Raw genomic sequence first — 18648 nt, 5'->3', positions numbered from 1 at the left:
TCACAATTGATCCCGTGACAGATCCCGCTCCCAGGCCCCGCAGAAAGCGGATGACCGGCAAGGAACGCCGCGAGCAGCTCCTCGACATCGGCCGCACCCTGTTCGCCGAGCGTGGCCTGGACGGCACCTCGGTGGAGGAGATCGCCTCCGCCGCGGGTGTGTCGAAGCCCGTGGTGTACGAGCACTTCGGCGGCAAGGAGGGGCTCTACGCCGTCGTCGTCGACCGGGAGTTCGAGCGGCTGCTGAGCCTGGTGACCGAGGCGCTGAACTCGGCGATCCACTACCGGAGCAAGCTGGAGAAGGCGGCGCTGGCGCTGCTGGAGTACATCGAGGGGCATCCGGACGGGTTCCGGATCCTCGTGCGGGACTCGCACGGCGGCACCGGGACGGGCAGCTACGCGAGCCTGCTCAGCGAGATCGCCGGCGAGGTGGAGTACATCCTCGCCCAGGAGTTCGACCGCCACGACTACGACGACAAGTTCGCTCCGCTGTACGCGCAAAGCCTGGTCGGCATGGTGGCCCTGACGGGCCAGTGGTGGCTGGACGTGCGCAAGCCGAAGCGCGAGGAGGTCGCCGCGCACGTGGTGAACCTCGCGTGGAACGGCCTCGCGGGCCTGGAGCCGAAGCCGTCGCTGGACCCGCGGCAGCGGCGCAAGGAGATGGAGCGCGCGGAGAAGCGCGCGGAGAAGGCCGCCGCGAAGGCGGAGAAGGCGGAGAAGGCGGCGGCGGCGCGGGCCGAGAAGGCGCAGCGGAGGAGCCGCCGCGAGGCGGAGGCCGACTTCACCGACCCGAGCCCGCATCCGTCGGTCTGACCCGGTTCGAGGGCCGGTCGTGCGCTGCGGCGCGCGGCCGGCCTTCGGCTTTCGTGCCCCGAGCGGCCCCCCTGGCCTTCCGCGCGGTTTCGGCCTTCCGCGCGCTGCGGGGCGGCGCTCGTCCGGCGGGGCGGGCGGTCAGTCCTCGGGCTGGAGGAATTCGAGGCGGTTGCCGACGGGGTCGTCGGCGTAGAAGCGGCGGTAGCCGGGGAACAGGCCGTCGCGGCGGACGTCGTGGCCGGCGGCGCGGAGCCGGTCGGCGAGAGCGTCGAGGTCGCCGGTGAGCAGGCCCGGGTGGGCCTTGCGGGCGGGGCGGAAGTCCTCCTCGATGCCGAGGTGGAGTTCGAGGCCGGGGCCGCGGAACCAGGCGCCGCCGCGCTTGGCGAGCTCGGGTGGCTTGGGGATCTCCTCGAGGCCGAGGACGCCGGCGTAGAAGGCGCGGAGGGCGTCCTCGCTGCCGGGCGGGGCGGCCAGCTGGACGTGGTGGAGGGCGGTGAGCATGCGGGCCTCCTCGCGAACGGACGCCGGCGGCCGTCCGGAGTTCGTCCGGGCGGCCGCCGGCAGGGGTCGCCGGCATCGGGTCGCGAAGCCGGGGTTCGGTGCCGGGCCGGGCGGTCTGCGATCATGTGCGGGTCGCGTCCGCGCGGCCTGGATGCCGCCCGCCGGCCGAGCTGGCACACCGCAGGGGAACGAGTCGCTTCCCTCGGCCGGCGGGCGGCACCCCGTCTAGGGGGCGTGACGTGTGGCGATCACGAACACTCTCCTGAACGGGAAGACGGTGCCGTAGGGGCGGCGGGGGTAGGCGTCGCGGAGCCGGTCCCGGTAGGCGGCGAGGAACTCGCCGGCCTCGTCCGGCGGGAGCGCGGACAGCACGGGGCGAAGCGCGGTGCCCTTCACCCATTCGAGGACGGGGTCGTCGCCGCTGAGGACCTGCATGTAGGTGGTCTCCCAGGCGTCGACGGCGCATCCGTGGCGGGCGAGGCGGTCGAGGTAGCCGGCGGGGTCGAGGACGGGGTCGTCGCGGACGGTGCCGGCGAGGCGGTCGCGCCAGCGCGGGGAGCGGCACAGCTCGCGGAGCAGGACGTGGCTGGGCGCGTCGAAGTTGCCGGGGACCTGGAAGGCGAGGCGCCCGCCGGGGGCGAGGGCGTCGACCCAGCGCGGCAGCAGGTCGAGGTGGCCGGGGACCCACTGCAGGACGGCGTTGGAGACGATCAGGTCGACGGGGCCGTCGGGCCGCCAGTCGGCGACGTCGGCCACGTCGAAGGTGAGCCGTCCGGGGATCGCGTGGGCGCGGGCGGCGGCGATCATCTCGGGGGAAGAGTCGAGGGCTCGCACGACCGCCCGGGGCCAGCGGCCCGCGAGGGTCGCGGTGAGCTCCCCGCTCCCGCACCCGAGGTCGACGACGTGCCGGGGCTCGATCGGTCCGAGCCGGCCGACCAGTTCGGTGAACGGCCTGGCGCGCTCGTCGCCGTAGACCCCGTACTGCGCGGGGTCCCACACGGCCTCAGCTTGTCTCGACATCAAGAGACATGATGCCGCGCCCATATCTTGATGTCAAGAATCTTGTCCGCCGCCGCGCCGGACCGGTCGACTGACGGATGCCGGGCGCGGCGCGCGCTCCGTAGCGTCGGCGGCACGGCGTCCGGCGGAAGGTCCGGCGCGGCGTCCGGCGGAAAGGGAGTGGGCACGTGAGCTGGGGACTGGTGCTGGGTCCTGGAGGGCCGGTCGGCACGGCGTGGCTGGCCGGGCTCGCCGCGGGGCTGCGGGAGGCGGGGGTCGACCCGGCCGGCGCGGGGACGATCGCGGGCACGTCGGCGGGCGCGATCGCGGGGGCGATGATCGCGACCGGCCGGGACCTGGCGGCGGTCGCGGAGCTGCCCCCGGCGAACGGCCCGCGCCCCGCGCGGGACCCGGCGGTCATGGAGCGGATGTTCGGGCTGATGCGCGATCCGGCGCTGGAGCCGGACGAGGCGCGCCGCCGCGTCGGACGGCTGGCGGCCGAGGCCGAGGCGCTGCCCGCCGAATGGCACCGCAGGCGGATGGAGTTCCTGGTCGGGACGGACGCGTGGCCGGAGGGCCGGCTGCTGGTCACGGCGGTGGACGTGGCGTCCGGGGAGCCCGTCGTCTGGGACCGGGCGAGCGGCGTGCCGCTGTCGGCGGCGGTCGCGGCGAGCAGCGCGGCGCCGGGCCACGCCCGTCCGATCGAGATCGATGGGCGGCTCTACATGGACGGCGCGTTCGGCGGCGGCGCGTGGCCGTGGCTTGCGCGGGACGAGGCGAAGGTCGTGCTGATCGAGCCGCTCGCGCACATGTCGGACGGCGCGGGGGCCGACGTGCGGATCGTCCCGGACGACGCGGCGCTGGAGGCGTTCGGCGGCGACGTGGGCGATGTGGGCCGGTGGGCGGAGTGCTACCGGGCGGGCGTCCGGCAGGCCCCCGACGCCGCGCGGCTGATCGCTACTGTGGCCTGATGCGGAAGGTGGTGCTGGCGTCGGCGTCGACGGCGCGGTTGCGGATCCTGCGGGAGGCGGGCGCGGACCCGCAGGTCGTCGTCAGCGGCGTCGATGAGTCGAAGATCGCGGCCGGGTCGGTCGCGGGGCTGGCGCGGGCGCTGGCGAAGGAGAAGGCGGGCGCGGTCGCGGGCGGCGTCGCGGACGCGATCGTGATCGGCTGCGACTCGCTGCTGGAGGTGGACGGGCGGGCGTTCGGCAAGCCCGCGTCGGCGGAAGAGGCCGCCGCGTGGTGGGCGGCGCGGCGCGGCGTGACGGGCGTCCTGCACACCGGGCACTGCGTGGTCGACACGGCCTCCGGGCGGGACGCGCTGGAGGTGGCGAGCACCCGGATCCGGTTCGGCGCCCCGTCCGACGAGGAGATCGCCGCGTACGTCGCCACGGGCGAGCCGCTGCACATGGCGGGCGCGTTCACGCTGGAGGGGCGCGGGGCCTGGTTCATCGACGGGATCGACGGCGATCCCGGCACGGTGATGGGCCTGTCGCTGCCCCTCCTGCGCCGGATGCTGGCCGGTATCGGGGTTCCGCTGACCGAGGTGTGGCCGGTCCCGGTCACCGCTTGAGCAGGCCGCGCTCCATCGCCACGACGACCGCGCGGGTGCGGTCGCCGACGTCGAGCTTGGCGAACACGCGGAGCAGGTGCGTCTTCACCGTCGCCTCCGCGATGACGAGCCGCCGCCCGATCTCGGCGTTGAACAGCCCGTCCGCGACCGCGTTCAGCACCTCCGCCTCCCGGGCGGTGAGCGCGACGGGCACGGGCTGCCGCATCCGCGCGACGAGCCGCTGCGCGACGCGCGGGGCGAGGACGGTCTCGCCGCGCGCGGCGGCGCGCACCGCGTCGGCGAGCTGCTCGCGGGTGGCGTCCTTGAGCAGGTAGCCGACGGCGCCCGCCTCGACGGCGCGCTCGATCTCCTCGTCGGTGTCGTAGGTGGTGAGGATCAGCACGCGGGTGCCGGTGCGGCGGGCGAGGATCTCGGTGGTGGCGGACACCCCGTCCAGCACGGGCATCCGCAGGTCGACGAGCGCGACGTCGGGCCGGAGCCGCTCGGCGAGGCCGACCGCCGCGCGGCCGTCGCCCGCCTCGCCGACGATCTCGATGCCGGGCTCGCCGGCCAGCAGCGCGGCCACGCCGGCGCGCATCACGGTGTGGTCGTCCACGAGGATCACGCGGACCGTGCCGTCGTTCGGGGTGCGGTCGTTCACGGGGTGCCGCCGTTCATGGGGTGCTCTCGCGGGGAAGCAGGGCGAGGACGCGGGTGCCCTCGCCGGGGGCGCTGGTGACGGTGAGCAGGCCGCCGAGCTCGGCGAGGCGGCGCCGCATCCCGTCCAGCCCGAACCCGCCGGACGCGGCGCCGGGCGCGAAGCCGCGCCCGTCGTCGGTGATCTCCAGTTCGACGCCGTGCGGGTGCGCGGCGAGAACGACGCCGACGGTGGTGGCGGCGGCGTGCTTGCGGACGTTCGCGAGCGACTCCTGGGTGCAGCGCAGCAGCGCGACGCGGGTCGGCTGGTCGCAGCGGACGTCGGGCAGGTCGGCGTCGACGGTGAGGCCGGTGTCCTCGGCGAACCGGTCGAGGGTGCGGCGCAGGGTCGCGGCGATGGAGCCGGCCGCGACGCCCTCGCGCGGTGCGGAGCCGACGAGGACGCGGGCCTCGGCGAGGTTCTCGCGGGCGGTCCGCTCGATGGACGCCAGCTGCCGGACGCTCGCCTCCGGGTCCGTGCCGATGCCCGCGCGGGCGGCCTCGGCGAGCACGACGATGGACGCCAGGCCCTGCGCGAGGGTGTCGTGGATCTCGCGGGCGAGCCGCTCCCGCTCGTCGGCGGCGCCCTGGCGGCGCTGCGCCTCGGCGAGGCGCCGCTCCGCGTCCTCCAGGTCGGCGGCGAGGAGGCGGGCGCGCTCGGACTGCCGGTCGACGACGCGGGTCATCCAGATCCCGACGAGGATGCTCGCGGCGTAGCCGGTGAGGGCGGCGACCGAGTTGCCGGTGACGAGCGCCCCGTCGGGATGCCTCTGGACGGCCATGCCCGCAACGGCGGCCGCGGTCGCGGCGCCGCTGAGGGCGATCGCGCGCCGCGGGCCGCCGCCCTGGATCCAGAAGTGCGGGAGGGACACGATCAGCAGCGACGCGGTGCCGTCCGCGAGGTAGGACACCGCGCCGATGCCGGCGGTCAGCACACCGAGGAACGTGTACCGGCGGACGGCCGCGTTCCCCGGGAACGTCCCGGTGATCGGGTGGCAGACGGCGAGCAGGGCCAGCAGCGCGAGCGTCCCGGACCGGATCCCCTCGCTGCGGTCCCAGGCGGCGATGCCCGGCGGGACGAGGCCGAAGCAGATCCACAGGGCGGTGTACCAGCGGCGCACCGCCCGTGCCTGGAGCCGGTCGTCGTGCTGTGGCCGTCGCTCCATGCCGATCAGCCTACTTTCGCGGGGGCGGGCGCCGGGACGGCGGCGGGCGCCGGCCGGGACGGCCACCAGGTCCGCTCGCCGAGCAGCAGCATCAGGGCGGGCAGCACCACGATGCGGATGACGAACGCGTCCACCAGCACCGCCACGGCGAGCGCGAAGCCCATCTGCTTCATCTCGATGATGTGCAGCGGGATGAAGCTGGCGAAGACGGTCACCATGACGAACGCGGCGCTGGTGACGACGCCGGCGGAGCGTCCGATGCCGTCGAGGACGGCGGTGCGGGTGGAGGCGCCGGCGAGCCGCGCCTCCCGGATCCGGCTGATCACGAAGACCTGGTAGTCCATGGACAGGCCGAACAGGATCACGAACAGGAACAGCGGGACGCGGGAGCCGATCGTCCCGGTGGAGGTGAAGCCGAGCAGGCCCTCCGCCCACGTCCCCTGGAACGTCAGGACGAGCAGGCCGAGCGCGGCGCCGGCCGACAGCAGGTTCAGCAGCACGCCGACCGCGCCGAGGACCACGGACCGGAACGCCCACACCGTCATCCCGAAGGTGACCAGCAGCAGCGACGCGATGATGAGCGGCAGCTTCTGCTTCTGGTGGTCGGGGTAGTCGGCGTAGCGGGCGACGTCGCCGGTGACGGCGACCTCGACGCCGGGCAGCCTGCCGACCGTGGCGGGGACGTAGTCGTCGCGGACGCTCTTCAGGGACGCGACGGCGGCCGGGTCGCTGACGTGGTGCGGGACGGGCAGTTCCAGCAGGCTGGTCCGGCCGTCCTGCGAGACGCGGAGCCGGGACGTCCCGGACAGGCGCGGGTCGTGCCGCGCGCGGCGGCCGAGGTCGCGCAGCGCGTCCGCCACCTCCGCCCGGCGCGCCGGGTCGGCCTCCACGACGACCTGGTGCATGGCCTTGAGCTCGGGGAACGCGGCGTTGAGCCGGTCGTAGACCTGCATCGCCGGGATGGCGCGGGGATGGGTCTCGCGGCCCATGTCGGTGAGCTTCATGCCGAGGAGCGGCGCGGTGAGGGCGAGCATGGCCAGCAGGCCGACGGCCAGCGTGGCGGCCGGGTGCTTCCCGGTCGGCCGCAGCAGGGCGCGGGTGATCCGCCCGCCGGACTCGGAGCGCGCCCCGCGCACCCGCTTGCCGCGCCGGATCCGGCGCTCCCGGCGGCTCTCCGCCCACTGGCCGAGCTTGGCGAGCAGCGCGGGCAGGACGGTCAGGGAGCTGAGGACGGCGACGACGGTGACGACGATCGCGCCGGTCGCGATGGAGGAGAAGATCACGTCGTCGGCGAGGTACAGCGTGGCGCTGGAGACGGCGACGGCGATGCCGGAGACGACCACGGCCCGTCCGGACGTGGCGGCGGCCAGTTCCACGACGGCGGCGGGCGACAGCCGGCCGCCCGACCGGGCGCGCTCCTCGCGCTCCCGCTTCAGGTAGAAGAGCGTGTAGTCGACGCCGACGGCCATGCCGATGAGCAGGATGACGTTGGTGCCGACGCCCGCGTCCGGGAAGACGTGCGAGGCCAGCATCGACAGCCCGACGGCCGCGGCGATCGAGGACAGCGCGAGCAGCAGCGGCACCACGGCCAGCGCCACCGACCCGAACACGACCAGCAGCGTGACCAGCGTGACGGGCAGCGCGATCACCTCGGTCCGCGACAGGTCCTGCCCGCGCAGGTGGTCGACGCCCTTGCTGACCGACGGGCCGCCCGTCTCCTCGACCCGCACCCCGGGGTGCGCGGCCTGGACCTGCTCGGTCTGCGCGATCAGCGGCGCGACGTGCTTCTTGCCCTCCAGCTCGGGGCCCCGCAGGGTGACCTGGACGCGGACCGCCGTCCCGTCCGCCGCGCGGATCGGCGGGGACACCGACGCGACCTCGGGCAGCCGCGCCATCCGGGCCGCGGCGTCGCGGGCGGCGGCGTCCGCCTGCGCCGCGTCCAGGCGGCCCGCACCGGGCTTCGCCGTGATCAGCACCTGCTCGGCCGGCTTCTGCTCCAGGCCGCCGCGGGCGGCCATCGCCTCGGCGCGTCCGGCCTCGCCGATCCGGAAGTCGGCGCTGGTCGCCGCGTGCCCGCCGACCGAGATGCCGACGCCGAGGCACACCGCGACGAACAGGAACCAGCCGGCGATCGCCCGCCAGGGGTGCCCGGCGCTCCACCGGGCCATGCGCACAGGAAGATCTCTCATGCCCGAAATGCTCGCGCCGCGGCCCCCTCCGGCATGAGCCCCGACCGGCTGAACCTCCCGTCCACCGACCGGTGGACAAGGGGCGACAACCGGCGGTTGTCGTTCCTGCTCAATGGCTGTTGGACCGGGGTGTTCGGGGTGCGGTCCACTGGGTCCACCGCACCGGTGAGGGGTCACCGGGGCAGGGACGCGAGGAGGGATCGTGAAGGCACTCGTGCCGACCGGCGACGCGCGGGAGGCGGTCGCGTTCGCCGACGTCGACGAGCCGGAGCCGCGCCCGGACGAGGCGCTGGTGAAGGTGGCGGCGTTCTCGGTCAACCGCGGCGAGACGTTCCAGCTGGAGGGCGACCGGCCCGGCTGGCGTCCCGGCAAGGACGTCGCGGGGCTGGTCGTCCAGGCGGCGGCCGACGGGTCGGGCCCGGCGTGCGGGACGCGGGTCGTCGGGCACCCGCCGTCGGCGGGCTGGGCCGAGTACGCGGCGGTGCCGGCCGGGTCGCTCGCGGAGCTGCCCGCCTCGGTTCCGGTGGAGACGGCGGCGGCGCTGCCGCTGGCGGGCCTCACCGCGCTGCGGCTGCTGCGCGCCGCCGGGCCGCTCGCGGGACGGACGGTCCTGCTCACGGGGGGGTCCGGCGGCGTGGGGCACTACGTCACCGAGCTGGCCGCCGCGGCGGGCGCGGAGGTCACCGCGGTGTCGGCGACGCCGGAGCGCGGACGGCGGCTGGCGGAGTTCGGCGCAACGGTGGTGCCGGACGCGGCGTCCGCGGAGGGCCCGTTCGACCTGGTGCTGGAGTCGACCGGCGGCCGGGCGTTCCCGGACGCGCTGGCGCGGCTGCGGCGCCGGGGGACGCTGATCTGGTTCGGGCAGGCGTCCCGGACGCCCGTGACGCTCGACTTCTTCCGGTTCTTCGACGGCCCGGAGTCGGCGACCATCCGCCATTTCCACTACGAGGACGCCGACACCTCGAACGCCGACGACCTGGCCGTGCTGGTCCGGCTCGTCGCCGGCGGGCGGCTGCACCCGGAGATCGGGCGGTCCGCCGACTGGGCGGAGACCGCCGCTGTCCTCGCCGACCTGCGCGAACGCCGCGTCCGCGGCAACGCCGTCCTCACCATCGACCGCTGAGAGCACCGACCGCTGAGAGCAAGGAGACCGAGATGAACACCGAGACCCAGATGACCGCCGGAACCGGGGCGACCCCCAAGGACGTCGTGGTCCGCTACGTCCGGGCCGTCGCCGACGGGGACCTGGAGACGATCAGGGACAGCTTCGCCGAGGACGCGACCTGGACCTACCCCGGCGACCTGCCGCTGAGCGGCACCTGGAAGGGCCGCGACGCCATCGTGGACGACTTCCTCGGGGCCGCGACCGGCGGCCTGTTCAAGCCGGGCACCGCGCCGGAGGTGGCGCTGGTCAACGTGATCGCCGAGGGCGACCAGGTGCTCGCCGAGTGGACGGCGAAGGGGGTCACCCGGTCGGGCAAGATCTACGACAACCGGTGCGCCGGGATCTACGTCGTCCGGGACGGGAGGATCGTCTCGGTGAAGGAGTACGCCGACACCCGGCACGTCGAGCGAACCCTGTTCGGTCAGCGGTGACCGGCCGCAGGTCCCTCGATATCAAGACAGGTTAGGCTTGCGGCATGGAGGATGAGGTCGACCGGCTGGTCGCCGCGTGGCAGGCCGAGCGCCCGGACCTGGACGTCCGGCCGCTGCAGGTCCTCAGCCGGGTGTCCCGGCTGGCCCGGCACCTCGACCGCGCCCGCCGCGCCGTGTTCGCCGCCCACCAGGTGGAGTCGTGGGAGTTCGACGTCCTCACCGCGCTGCGCCGGGCCGGCTCCCCCTACCAGCTCAGCCCGGGGCAGCTGCTGCGCGCGACGCTGGTGACGTCCGGCACCATGACCAACCGCATCGACCGGCTCGCCGCCGCCGGCCTGGTCGAGCGGCACCCCGACCCGCAGGACAAGCGCGGCGTCCAGGTCCGCCTCACCGAGGCGGGCCTGACGCGCGTGGACGCCGCGTTCGCCGACCTGCTGGGCCGCGAGCAGGCCATCCTGGAGGCCCTCACGCCCGAGCAGCGCGAGACCCTGGCCGTCCTGCTCCGCACCCTCCTGATCCCCTTCGACGCGTGATCTCCGCGGGCCGGGCCCGCGGGAACCGCGTCAGGCGAGCGCCTCTTCCAGTGCGGCGGCGACGGCGCAGAGCCGCTCCTCGCCGCCCGCCGGGCCGACCAGCTGCACGGACGCGGGGAGGTGCGAGCCCGGCAGCGGGACGGGCAGCGCGAACGCCGGCAGCCCCGCCACGTTGACCGGCCCGGTGAGCATCGTCAGCAGCAGGTCGTCGTCGCCGCCCGGCGGCTCCGGCGCGACCCCGGCCAGCACCGGCAGCGCGAGCACGCCATGCCGGTCCAGCAGCGCGTCGAACTCCGCCCGGACCGTCTTCTGGAGCTGCTCGGCCCACGGGCGCCTGCCCGCCGCGGCCTCCTTCAGCACGTTGAGCCGCCGGTACATCCGCTCGCTCACCTTGGACGGGTCGCCGAGCAGCCCGCCGTTCCGCGCGTACGCCTCCTCGCCGACGAACACGCCGTTCGCGAGCGCCGCGTCCTGGAAGTGCTCGCAGGTCTCGTCGGTGATCGGGCCGAGCCGGCGGAGCGCGTCGTCCACGGCCGCGTCGATCGCCGGGTCCACGTTCGGGACGCGGAGCCGCCCGACCGTCATGCCGGGGTCGTAGGCGTCCGGGGCGAAGCCCGGCTCGATCAGCCGCATGCCGGTGACGACGGCGGCGACGTCGCGGCCCATCGGCCCGACAGTGTCCAGCGTCGGGGAGAGCGGGTAGACGCCGTCCAGCGGGACGCGCCCGTGGGTCGTCTTCAGCGACGCGATCCCGCAGCACGCCGCCGGGATCCGCACGGACCCGGCCGTGTCGGTGCCGAAGGCGACGTCCGCCTCCCCGCTCGCGACCGCGACCGCCGACCCGCTGGACGACCCGCCCGGCACCCGCGACGGGTCCAGGGGGTTCACCGGCGTTCCCGACCACGGGTTGACGCCGTCGGCGCCCAGGCAGAACTCGGTGAGGTTGGCCTTCCCGACGATGCGGGCGCCCTGCGCGCGCGCCGACGCGACAACGGGCGCGTCCGCCGCCGCCGGCGCGGCGCGCTCGGCCACCGCCCGGCTGCCCGCCGTGGTGGGCAGCCCGGCCACGTCGATGGCGTCCTTCACCGCCAGCCGCGGACCGTCCCCCGGCGCGTCGTCGATCTTCACGATCCAAGTCGTCATTGTCGGATCATGGCGATTCCGGACGCCGAGCACCAGGGGTCCGGACGATCCGAGGTCTCAGTCGACGTCCTCGGCGAGCATCAGCCACTCCTCCTCGACCCGGGCCGCCTCCGCCTGGATCTCCTTCAGCCGCCCGTCCAGCTCCTGGAGCCTGACGAAGTCGGTGGCGTGCGCGGCCAGCTGCTCGTGCAGCTCCGCCTCCTGGCCGGACAGCTTCTCCAGGCGGCGTTCGAGCCGGTCCAGCTCCTTGCGGACCTTCCAGTCCTGCCCGCCCTTCGGCTTCGGCGGCGCGGCGGCGGGCGCCTCCTGCGCGCGCGCCTGGGCCGTCCGGGTCCGGGCCGTTCCGGCGGCGCGGCGCTCCAGGTACTCGTCGACCCCGCCGGGCAGCATCGACACCCGCCCGTCGCCGAGCAGCGCCACCACGTGGTCGGTGATGCGCTCCAGGAAGTACCGGTCGTGGCTGACGACGACGAGGGTGCCGGGCCAGCCGTCCAGCAGGTCCTCCAGCTCGGTGAGCGTCTCGATGTCGAGGTCGTTCGTCGGCTCGTCGAGCAGCAGCACGTTCGGCTCGCCCATCAGCAGCCGCAGCACCTGCAGGCGGCGCCGCTCACCGCCCGACAGGTCGCCGACGGGCGTCCACTGCCGGTCCCCGGCGAACCCGAGCCGCTCCAGCAGCTGGCTCGCCGTCCACTCCCGCTTCCCGACCGTGATGCGGCGGCGGATCTCCTCCACCGACTCCAGCACCCGCCGGGACGGGTCCAGCTCCTCCAGGTTCTGCGACAGGTGCGCGAGCTGCACGGTCCTGCCCCGCACGACCTTGCCCGACACCGGCGTGACCGAGCCGTCCAGCAGCCGCAGCAGCGTGCTCTTGCCGCTGCCGTTGACGCCGACGAGCCCCACCCGGTCACCGGGGCCGAGCCGCCACGTCATCCGCTCGAAGATGTCCCGGCCGTCGTCGCCGACCCGCACGGTGACGTCCTCGATGTCGTACACGGTCTTGCCGAGCCGCGCCGTCGCGAACTTCGTCAGCTCCACCGCGTCGCGCAGCGGCGGCTCGTCGGCGATCAGCGCCTGCGCCGCGTCCACCCGGAACTTCGGCTTGGACGTGCGGGCCTGCGGGCCGCGCCGCAGCCACGCCAGCTCCTTGCGCAGCAGGTTCTGCCGCTTGGCCTCCGTCGCCGCCGCGATCCGGGACCGCTCCGCCTTCGCCAGCACGTAGGCGGAGTAGCCGCCCTCGTACCGCTCGACGCGGCCGTCCACGACCTCCCACGTGCGGTCGGTGACCTCGTCGAGGAACCAGCGGTCGTGCGTGACGATGAGCAGCGCGACCCGGCGGTCCTTCAGGTGCCGCGCCAGCCACGCGATCGCCTCGATGTCGAGGTGGTTGGTCGGCTCGTCCAGCATCAGCAGGTCCGACTCGGGGACGAGCAGCCGTGCCAGCGCGATCCGGCGCCGCTCCCCGCCGGACATCCCGGCCAGCGGCGCGTCCAGGTCGACGTCGGCGAGCAGCCCGCCGAGGACGTCGCGGGCCCGGGTGTCGCCCGCCCACTCGTGCTCGGCGCGGTCCCCCAGCACCACCGACCGGACGGTGGCGCCCTCCGGGAACACGTCCCGCTGCGTCAGGTACCCGAGGCGCAGGCCACGCGCGTGCGTGACGCGGCCCGCGTCCGGCTCGACCTCGCGCGCCAGGACCTGCACCAGCGTGCTCTTGCCGCCGCCGTTGCGGCCGACGACCCCGACCCGGTCGCCCTCGTCCAGCCCGAGGGACACCGCGTCCAGCAGCGGCTTCGGCCCGTACGCCTTCGCGACGTTCTCAACGTTGATCAGATTCACGACGCCGTCCAGCCTATTGCCCCGTGCGCACCGCCCGTGCGGTCAGCCCTGGGGCGGGGCGGGCGGGCCCTGCGGCCCCGGCCGCCCCGGCTGCCCATAGGGCGGCTGCGGCGGGAACTGCGGGTTCGGCGGGTACGGGGCGTTCGGCGGATACGGGGCGCCGGGCGGGCGGTACGCCGAGTCCGAGCCGCGCTTCCGGGCGCTCACGGAGACGATCACGACGACCAGCACGGCCAGGCCGGCGAGCACGAGGAGGGCCAGGACGATCAGCAGCGAGAGGGCGGCCATACGGCTTCCTGAGTTCGGGGGACGCGGCGCGGGCGCGTGCGGGCACGCGTGGCGCGCCGGAGCGCCCGCCTGGCCTCAGCGTAGCGGGGGACGGCGGGAGGAGATCGCCGCGTCGGGGGCGTCGCGGCGGATCGCGCGGTCGCGGCGGACGGCCCGGACGGCGAGAGTCGCCATCATCAGGACGGCCACCAGCCCCAGCAGCCCCGTCAGGTACGTCATCGCTCCACCTCGTCGCGGAATCGGCGTCATTGATCAGGACGCCGCCGAGGCGCGCGGAGTTCGCTTGTGTGCCGAGAGCACACACCGTGAAGCTACCGGCACGTCCCGGCGAGGACGCGCCGCCGCCCCGCCGGGGGTCAGAGCACGGTCGCGCCGGGCACCGGGCCCTGCGCCCGGACGACCTGCTCGGCCACCCCCGCGCCGTCCAGCGCCGCGGCGAGGTCGGCGGCGTCCTCGTCGGTCTCGGCGAGGAACGCGCAGGTCGGGCCCGACCCGGACACCAGCGCGCCGATCGCGCCGAGGTCCCGCCCGGCGTTCAGGGTGCGGGCCAGCGACGGCCGCAGCTCCAGCGCGGCGGGCTGCAGGTCGTTGGCGAGCGCGGCGCCGAGCGCCTTCGCGTCACCGGTCGCGAGCGCCGTCATCAGGTCCTCCGCGACGGACGGCCGCGGGGCGCTCTCCCCCGCCGCCTCCCGCAGCCGGTCGCACTCGGCGTAGACCTCGGGCGTCGACAGGCCGCCGTCCGCCGCCGCGAACACCCAGTGGAAGGTGCCGCGGGTCAGCGCCGGGGTGAGCCGCTCGCCCCGCCCCACGCCGATCGCGGTCCCGCCGAGCAGCGCGAACGGCACGTCGCTGCCGAGCTCGGCGCCCATCTCCATCAGGTCGTCCCGCGTCAGCGCCGGCCGCTCCCGGTCGTCCCACAGCCGCGCGCACGCGACCAGCGCGGCGGCCGCGTCGGCGCTGCCGCCCGCCATGCCGCCCGCGACCGGGATCGCCTTGCGGATCCGCAGCCGCACCCGGGGCTCCACACCGAGCCGGGACGCGACCAGCACCGCCGCCCGCGCCGCCAGGTTCCGGGCGTCGGCCGGGACCCGGCCGATCGCCACCCGGGAGTACGGCGCGGCCTCGACGGCGAGTTCGAGGCCGTCGGCCGGTTCCGCGGTCAGCTCGTCGAACAGCGACACCGCGTGGAACACGTTCACGAGGTCGTGGTAGCCGTCCTCCCGGATCGGCCCGACCCCGAGCTGAAGGTTGACCTTTGCGGGGACGCGTACCCTCACTGCGCTCACTCCAGAACCCTACGGGAGAGATCAGCCTCCGCTCGTCACGGGGAGGTTGCGGGGATTGAAGTACGGCGTGGTCGCCAGCTCCCGCAGCGCCGACACCGCGTGCGTGTCGCCCGTCACCGAGTACGCGCGCCGCTTGTCCCGGGGTTCCTCGATCTGCTCGTCGGAGTCGAAGTAGACGACGGCCTTGACCTGCGGGTCCTCCAGGGTCTTGGTGGCGGCGCGCAGCCACTCGGCGCGCCGCTGCCCGTAGGACTTCGGCACCCCGAACTCGGCGATCATGATGGGCTTGTGCCGGTTCCTGGCCCACTGCATGAACAGCTTCAGCGTCTCCGACAGGTCCCGGTACTCGTAGTCGGCGCCGGGCGGCGCGTCCGCGCAGATCCAGTCGACCTGGTCGTCGCCGGGGTAGAAGGCGCCCGCGTTCGGCGCGCCGAACCCGCGCGCGCTCGGGCACCACACCCAGGCGACGTTGTCGACCTTCTCCGCCGTGAAGATCTGCCGCAGGTGCTTCCACGCGGCGATGAAGTCCGCCGGCGAGTGCACCCGGTCCTTGAGCGACGACCGGTCCATGTCGCGGGACCAGCGCAGGAACACCGGCTTGCCGGTCGCCTTGATCGCCTTCGCGCGGGCGCGGATCAGCGCGTCGTACTTGCCCTGGACGATCTCCTTGGTGTCGGCGCCCGCCCAGGTCAGCAGCAGGTACCGGTTGCTGTCGACCACCGAGGTGTCCAGCCCGGTCGGGAAGTCGGACTTCCAGCCCCGGTAGCTCTGGACGATGTCCAGCTGCCGTCCCATGTCCCGCTCGAACGCGGCGACGGGCGCCATGCCCGGCTTGTCGGCGTCCTTCCCGGTCGGGCCGCTCGACGCGGCGCCCGACGGGCCGCCGGACGCGGTGCCGGACGGCGACTCGGACGCGGTGCCCGACGCCGTCGACGACGGCGACCTGGTCGCCGCTCCGCCCACGGCGGGCGGCACCCACGCGCCGAAGTAGGCGCCCTGCGCCGGCGGCGTCGGGGCGATGCCCGCCCGCGCGGTCGTCGTTATCTTCGGGGCCGCGCCGGCTCCGTCACTGCACCCCGCCGCCACCGTCGCGACCAGGCCGCCCGCCGCCACCAGCGCCGTCGCCGCCAGCGGCAGCCGGGCCCCCCGCGCCCCGCCGGGCCGGAAGGCGCGCGCCGTCCGGGCCCGCTCGGTCCCCGCCCGCGCCGTCCGCGAACGCGCCTTCACCATCGCCCTCCGACTCCTCCGTGTCCATCGCTCCGGCGTCCGTCCCGCCGGAGCCGCTCGCACCGGCGCCCGTCCCGTGTGAAGCCCCGTGAGAACCCGCCGTGCCGGGGTCCGTGCCGGGCCCGGCGGAAGCCGCCGGGGCGCCGGGAGCGCCGTCCCCCACGATGGAAGGACCATACTCGGCAATACGGGCGAAGGCGGCCACGTCCAGAGCTTCGCCCCGCGCCCGCGGATCGACGCCCGCCGCGCGCAGCGCCCGCTCCGCCTCCGCCGCCGACCCCGCCCAGCCCGCCAGCGCCGCCCGCAGCGTCTTGCGGCGCTGCGCGAACGCCGCGTCCACCACGGCGAACACCTGCTCGCGGGACGCCGCGGACGCCGGCGGGTCGCGCCGGGTGAACGCGACCAGCCCGGAATCGACGTTCGGCACCGGCCAGAACACCGCCCGGCCCACGGGCCCGGCGCGGCGCGCCTCCCCGTACCAGGCGAGCTTCACCGACGGCACCCCGTAGATCTTGCTCCCCGGCCCGGCCACCATCCGGTCGGCGACCTCCGCCTGCACCATGACCAGCGCCGACCGCAGCGACGGCAGCACGTCCAGCAGATGCAGGACGACCGGCACCGCCACGTTGTACGGCAGGTTCGCCACCAGCGCCGTCGGCGCCGGCCCCGGCAGCTCTGTGATCTTCATCGCGTCGGCGCGCACGACCTCCAGCCGGTCCGCGAGCGCCGGCTCCCGCGCCGCCGCCGTCGAGGGAAGCTCCGCCGCCAGCACCGGGTCGATCTCCACCGCGACCACCCGCCGCGCCTCCGGCAGCAGCGCCAGCGTCAGCGACCCCAGCCCCGGCCCGACCTCGATGACCACGTCGTCCGGGCCCAGGTCCGCGGCCCGCACGATCCGCCGGACGGTGTTGGCGTCGATGACGAAGTTCTGCCCGAGCGTCTTGGTCGGCCTGATGCCCAGCCGCGCCGCCAGCTCCCGCACGTCCGCCGGCCCGAGCAGCCCCTGTCTGTCCCCCACGAGAACAAGTGTGGCAGGTCAGGAGAACAGGAACTTCCCGCATACCGGCCACTGCCCCTGCCAGCGCCCGTTCACCCGGTTGTAGAGCAGCTGCGCCCGGTAGGTCTGCTCCCCCGCGCTCGCGTCCGACGGCTTGCCCGACCCGCCGACGGACGCCCACGACGAGATCGAGAACTGGTACAGGCCGTAGTAGCCGGACGGGTTCACCGCCTTCGGGTTGCCGTGCGACTCGCAGTTGGCCAGGCCCGCCCAGTTCAGCCTCGCAGCCGCGCCCGTGCCCGCCGACTTCGGGCCGACCGCCACGATCCGCGCGACCGGCTTGCGCTTCACCTTCCGTGCGATGACCGCCTTGACCTTCTTCCCCTTGCGCCGCACGTACGCCGTCTGCACGATCGTGACGCCGGCCCGGCCCTTGCGCAGCTCCTTCTGCGACCAGGGCGGCACCGACGCGCTCTTCTTCTCGATCGTGGGCGCCGGCACCTGGACCGTCTTCGTGACCGGCTTCGACAGCAGCCGCAGCACCTTGATGATTTCCCCGGCGGGCTGCTCGCGCGCGGGCTTCACCAGGTCGTAGCGGCCGAGCTTCACGCCCGCCTGGTCCAGCACCTGCTGGACGGTCGTCCCGGTCGTCATCGTCGTCGTCTTCTTCCTGTCCACGACGATGACGACCTTGCGCGGCGCCGGCGCGGACGTCTTCGGCGCGTCCGCCGCACGCACGGTCGACCGCGGACTCGGCGATTCGCCGCCTCCGCACGCCGACGCCAGCAGGACCGTCGCGATCAGGACAGCAGAAGTCGCAGGGGCTCGACGCACCGTTCCTCCAGGGGGAGCCGAGCGGGCCTGGGGGGTCGCCCGCCCAACGGCCAGACACTAGAGCGGAACGCCCGCCGCCCGCCACCTCAACGCCCACATGCGCCCCCGCTCCCCCTCGGGTAAGGGGAAGCGAACCCGAACGGCCATGTTCACAGAGTCACCGCTTGACTACTTTCTGTAATCGAGAGTCCACCTCGAAGAGAAGGGAGCCCACGCCGAACGCGGGTGTCCAGGGCGCGGAAGCCCGCGAAGAGGCCAGGGGGCCGGTGCGGACGGCCAGAGCCCGGCCGTCCGCACCGTCCTTAATGCTTTGTTCTCGGCGTCAGGCGCTGGGGCGCCTTCCTTCAACGAACAAAGCGGCGATCGCTGCATCGCTTCGACTCGCCCTGGGGGCTCGCTGCGCGATCGGATTCTCGCAGGCTCGAATCCGGCTTCGCACGCGATCGCAACGCTCGGGCCGCTGCGGGCTGGACTTACGGACGATCGCCTACCGGCCCGTCCGGAGTGCCGCCCCCGTCCGCGCCTCTCACGGTTCTACCGTGAAGGTCCTTGCGTGAACGGTCGGCCGTTAGCAGCGAAAGTGAGCAGGACGATGGATCGTGACGCCGAGACCCGGGCCAGGCTGCGGGAGCACTGGGAGGCCTCCGAGCGCGGGGACATCGAAGCCGAGCACGCGATCTACGCGCCGGACGCGATCCTCGACTACCCCCAGTCCGGGGAGCGCTTCCGGGGCAGGTCGAACATCCAGGCGCAACGCGGCGGGCACGCCGCCGAACGCCACTTCACCGTCGTGCGGATCCAGGGCGGCGGGGACCTCTGGGTGAGCGAGTGCGTGATCACCTATGACGGTGCGCCCACCTGTTCGGTGAGCATCATGGAGTTCACTGACGGTCTGGTGACGCACGAGACCCAGTACTTCGCCGACCCCTTCGAGCCGCCTTCCTCGCGCGCGTCCCTCGCCGGCCCGATCCCCGACCGCCCATAGCGCGGCCGGTG

19 protein-coding genes and 1 pseudogene are annotated in these 18648 nt (G+C 74.7%); 7 read left to right on the top strand and 13 right to left on the bottom strand.

Translation table 11 applies throughout. The features are described 5' to 3' along the window. Window positions 1-50: 50 nt before the first annotated feature. Window positions 51-812: a TetR/AcrR family transcriptional regulator gene (locus tag ABT299_RS22190; RefSeq protein WP_190854538.1), complete on the top strand. Its 762-nt coding sequence runs from the start codon at window positions 51-53 to the stop codon at window positions 810-812. Between the two features lie 138 nt (window positions 813-950). Here ABT299_RS22190 and ABT299_RS22185 read toward each other — a convergent pair whose 3' ends face one another. Then, window positions 951-1313: a VOC family protein gene (locus ABT299_RS22185; protein WP_190854540.1), complete on the bottom strand. Its 363-nt coding sequence runs from the start codon at window positions 1311-1313 to the stop codon at window positions 951-953. Between the two features lie 225 nt (window positions 1314-1538). Then, window positions 1539-2333, bottom strand: a complete 795-nt coding sequence (locus ABT299_RS22180; protein ID WP_500251849.1) for a trans-aconitate 2-methyltransferase — start codon at window positions 2331-2333, stop codon at window positions 1539-1541. Between the two features lie 167 nt (window positions 2334-2500). Here ABT299_RS22180 and ABT299_RS22175 point away from each other — a divergent pair, with 167 nt between their 5' ends. Together ABT299_RS22175 and ABT299_RS22170 are read left to right on the top strand one after the other, a co-directional pair. Continuing rightward, window positions 2501-3283 (top strand): patatin-like phospholipase family protein, encoded by a 783-nt coding sequence (locus ABT299_RS22175; RefSeq protein ID WP_500251848.1) that lies wholly within the window; start codon window positions 2501-2503, stop codon window positions 3281-3283. Further along, window positions 3283-3885 (top strand): Maf family protein, encoded by a 603-nt coding sequence (locus tag ABT299_RS22170; RefSeq protein ID WP_500251847.1) that lies wholly within the window; start codon window positions 3283-3285, stop codon window positions 3883-3885. The genes ABT299_RS22175 and ABT299_RS22170 overlap by 1 nt, the downstream gene beginning before the upstream one ends. Here the strand turns inward: ABT299_RS22170 and ABT299_RS22165 are convergent. Genes ABT299_RS22165 through ABT299_RS22155 form a run of 3 tightly spaced genes read right to left on the bottom strand, consistent with a single transcriptional unit; the run spans window position 3875 to window position 7915 of the window. After that, entirely contained in the window at window positions 3875-4525 is a 651-nt protein-coding gene (locus ABT299_RS22165; RefSeq protein WP_500251846.1) for a response regulator, read from the bottom strand. The genes ABT299_RS22170 and ABT299_RS22165 overlap by 11 nt on opposite strands. Before the next feature lie 13 nt (window positions 4526-4538). Beyond that, complete coding sequence (locus tag ABT299_RS22160) at window positions 4539-5726, bottom strand: sensor histidine kinase (protein WP_500251845.1); 1188 nt, start codon at window positions 5724-5726, stop codon at window positions 4539-4541. Between the two features lie 5 nt (window positions 5727-5731). Further along, a complete protein-coding gene (locus tag ABT299_RS22155) occupies window positions 5732-7915 on the bottom strand; it encodes an MMPL family transporter (RefSeq protein WP_500251844.1) in 2184 nt (727 codons plus the stop codon). Between the two features lie 202 nt (window positions 7916-8117). Here ABT299_RS22155 and ABT299_RS22150 point away from each other — a divergent pair, with 202 nt between their 5' ends. Genes ABT299_RS22150 through ABT299_RS22140 form a run of 3 tightly spaced genes read left to right on the top strand, consistent with a single transcriptional unit; the run spans window position 8118 to window position 10044 of the window. Next, a complete protein-coding gene (locus ABT299_RS22150; RefSeq protein ID WP_500251843.1) occupies window positions 8118-9038 on the top strand; it encodes a zinc-binding dehydrogenase in 921 nt (306 codons plus the stop codon). 32 nt (window positions 9039-9070) lie between these two features. Continuing rightward, complete coding sequence (locus ABT299_RS22145) at window positions 9071-9511, top strand: nuclear transport factor 2 family protein (RefSeq protein ID WP_500251842.1); 441 nt, start codon at window positions 9071-9073, stop codon at window positions 9509-9511. A gap of 44 nt (window positions 9512-9555) precedes the next feature. Beyond that, window positions 9556-10044 carry a MarR family winged helix-turn-helix transcriptional regulator gene (locus ABT299_RS22140; RefSeq protein ID WP_190854555.1) on the top strand — a complete coding sequence of 163 codons (489 nt, stop codon included), beginning with the start codon at window positions 9556-9558 and terminating at the stop codon, window positions 10042-10044. Between the two features lie 30 nt (window positions 10045-10074). On the opposite strand, the gene ABT299_RS22135 is transcribed toward ABT299_RS22140, so the two are convergent. The 8 genes and pseudogenes from ABT299_RS22135 to ABT299_RS22100 all read right to left on the bottom strand — a co-directional run bounded on the left by ABT299_RS22135 (window position 10075) and on the right by ABT299_RS22100 (window position 17556). Further along, entirely contained in the window at window positions 10075-11187 is a 1113-nt protein-coding gene (locus ABT299_RS22135) for an amidase (RefSeq protein ID WP_500251841.1), read from the bottom strand. A gap of 57 nt (window positions 11188-11244) precedes the next feature. Continuing rightward, window positions 11245-13020, bottom strand: coding sequence for an ABC-F family ATP-binding cassette domain-containing protein (locus tag ABT299_RS22130; RefSeq protein WP_387023107.1), 1776 nt, complete (start codon window positions 13018-13020; stop codon window positions 11245-11247). Window positions 13021-13062: 42 nt separating this feature from the next. Further along, entirely contained in the window at window positions 13063-13308 is a 246-nt protein-coding gene (locus tag ABT299_RS22125) for a hypothetical protein (RefSeq protein ID WP_500251840.1), read from the bottom strand. 75 nt (window positions 13309-13383) lie between these two features. Then, complete coding sequence (locus tag ABT299_RS22120; protein ID WP_190854563.1) at window positions 13384-13527, bottom strand: hypothetical protein; 144 nt, start codon at window positions 13525-13527, stop codon at window positions 13384-13386. Window positions 13528-13664: 137 nt separating this feature from the next. Further along, window positions 13665-14585, bottom strand: a complete 921-nt coding sequence (locus ABT299_RS22115) for a 4-(cytidine 5'-diphospho)-2-C-methyl-D-erythritol kinase (RefSeq protein ID WP_500251866.1) — start codon at window positions 14583-14585, stop codon at window positions 13665-13667. Between the two features lie 30 nt (window positions 14586-14615). Continuing rightward, on the bottom strand, window positions 14616-15824 hold the full coding sequence (locus ABT299_RS22110; protein WP_387023111.1) for a glycoside hydrolase family 26 protein: 1209 nt from the start codon (window positions 15822-15824) through the stop codon (window positions 14616-14618). A gap of 166 nt (window positions 15825-15990) precedes the next feature. Continuing rightward, window positions 15991-16839 (bottom strand): annotated as a pseudogene (gene rsmA, locus ABT299_RS22105) (16S rRNA (adenine(1518)-N(6)/adenine(1519)-N(6))-dimethyltransferase RsmA); the annotation flags it as partial. Between the two features lie 18 nt (window positions 16840-16857). Then, complete coding sequence (locus ABT299_RS22100; protein ID WP_500251839.1) at window positions 16858-17556, bottom strand: resuscitation-promoting factor; 699 nt, start codon at window positions 17554-17556, stop codon at window positions 16858-16860. Between the two features lie 688 nt (window positions 17557-18244). Between ABT299_RS22100 and ABT299_RS22095 the strand changes: the two genes are divergently transcribed. Then, window positions 18245-18637 (top strand): nuclear transport factor 2 family protein, encoded by a 393-nt coding sequence (locus ABT299_RS22095; RefSeq protein WP_500251838.1) that lies wholly within the window; start codon window positions 18245-18247, stop codon window positions 18635-18637. The last annotated feature ends 11 nt before the right edge of the window (window positions 18638-18648 follow it).

The sequence above is a fragment of the Spirillospora sp. NPDC000708 genome, from assembly GCF_040299565.1.
Classification (GTDB): Bacteria; Actinomycetota; Actinomycetes; order Streptosporangiales; family Streptosporangiaceae; genus Spirillospora.
This window is presented reverse-complemented; position numbering and strand designations above follow the sequence as displayed.

Excerpts from the sequence above, each read along its gene's own strand:
- ABT299_RS22180 (WP_500251849.1), bottom strand. The coding sequence starts at position 2,333 with ATGTCGAGACAAGCTGAGGCCGTGTGGGACCCCGCGCAGTACGGGGTC.
- ABT299_RS22145 (WP_500251842.1), top strand. The coding sequence starts at position 9,071 with ATGAACACCGAGACCCAGATGACCGCCGGAACCGGGGCGACCCCCAAG.
- ABT299_RS22120 (WP_190854563.1), bottom strand. The coding sequence starts at position 13,527 with ATGACGTACCTGACGGGGCTGCTGGGGCTGGTGGCCGTCCTGATGATG.
- ABT299_RS22095 (WP_500251838.1), top strand. The coding sequence starts at position 18,245 with ATGGATCGTGACGCCGAGACCCGGGCCAGGCTGCGGGAGCACTGGGAG.
- ABT299_RS22160 (WP_500251845.1), bottom strand. The coding sequence starts at position 5,726 with ATGGAGCGACGGCCACAGCACGACGACCGGCTCCAGGCACGGGCGGTG.
- ABT299_RS22190 (WP_190854538.1), top strand. The coding sequence starts at position 51 with ATGACCGGCAAGGAACGCCGCGAGCAGCTCCTCGACATCGGCCGCACC.
- ABT299_RS22170 (WP_500251847.1), top strand. The coding sequence starts at position 3,283 with ATGCGGAAGGTGGTGCTGGCGTCGGCGTCGACGGCGCGGTTGCGGATC.
- ABT299_RS22110 (WP_387023111.1), bottom strand. The coding sequence starts at position 15,824 with ATGGTGAAGGCGCGTTCGCGGACGGCGCGGGCGGGGACCGAGCGGGCC.
- ABT299_RS22185 (WP_190854540.1), bottom strand. The coding sequence starts at position 1,313 with ATGCTCACCGCCCTCCACCACGTCCAGCTGGCCGCCCCGCCCGGCAGC.
- ABT299_RS22135 (WP_500251841.1), bottom strand. The coding sequence starts at position 11,187 with ATGACGACTTGGATCGTGAAGATCGACGACGCGCCGGGGGACGGTCCG.
- ABT299_RS22155 (WP_500251844.1), bottom strand. The coding sequence starts at position 7,915 with ATGAGAGATCTTCCTGTGCGCATGGCCCGGTGGAGCGCCGGGCACCCC.
- ABT299_RS22125 (WP_500251840.1), bottom strand. The coding sequence starts at position 13,308 with ATGGCCGCCCTCTCGCTGCTGATCGTCCTGGCCCTCCTCGTGCTCGCC.
- ABT299_RS22140 (WP_190854555.1), top strand. The coding sequence starts at position 9,556 with ATGGAGGATGAGGTCGACCGGCTGGTCGCCGCGTGGCAGGCCGAGCGC.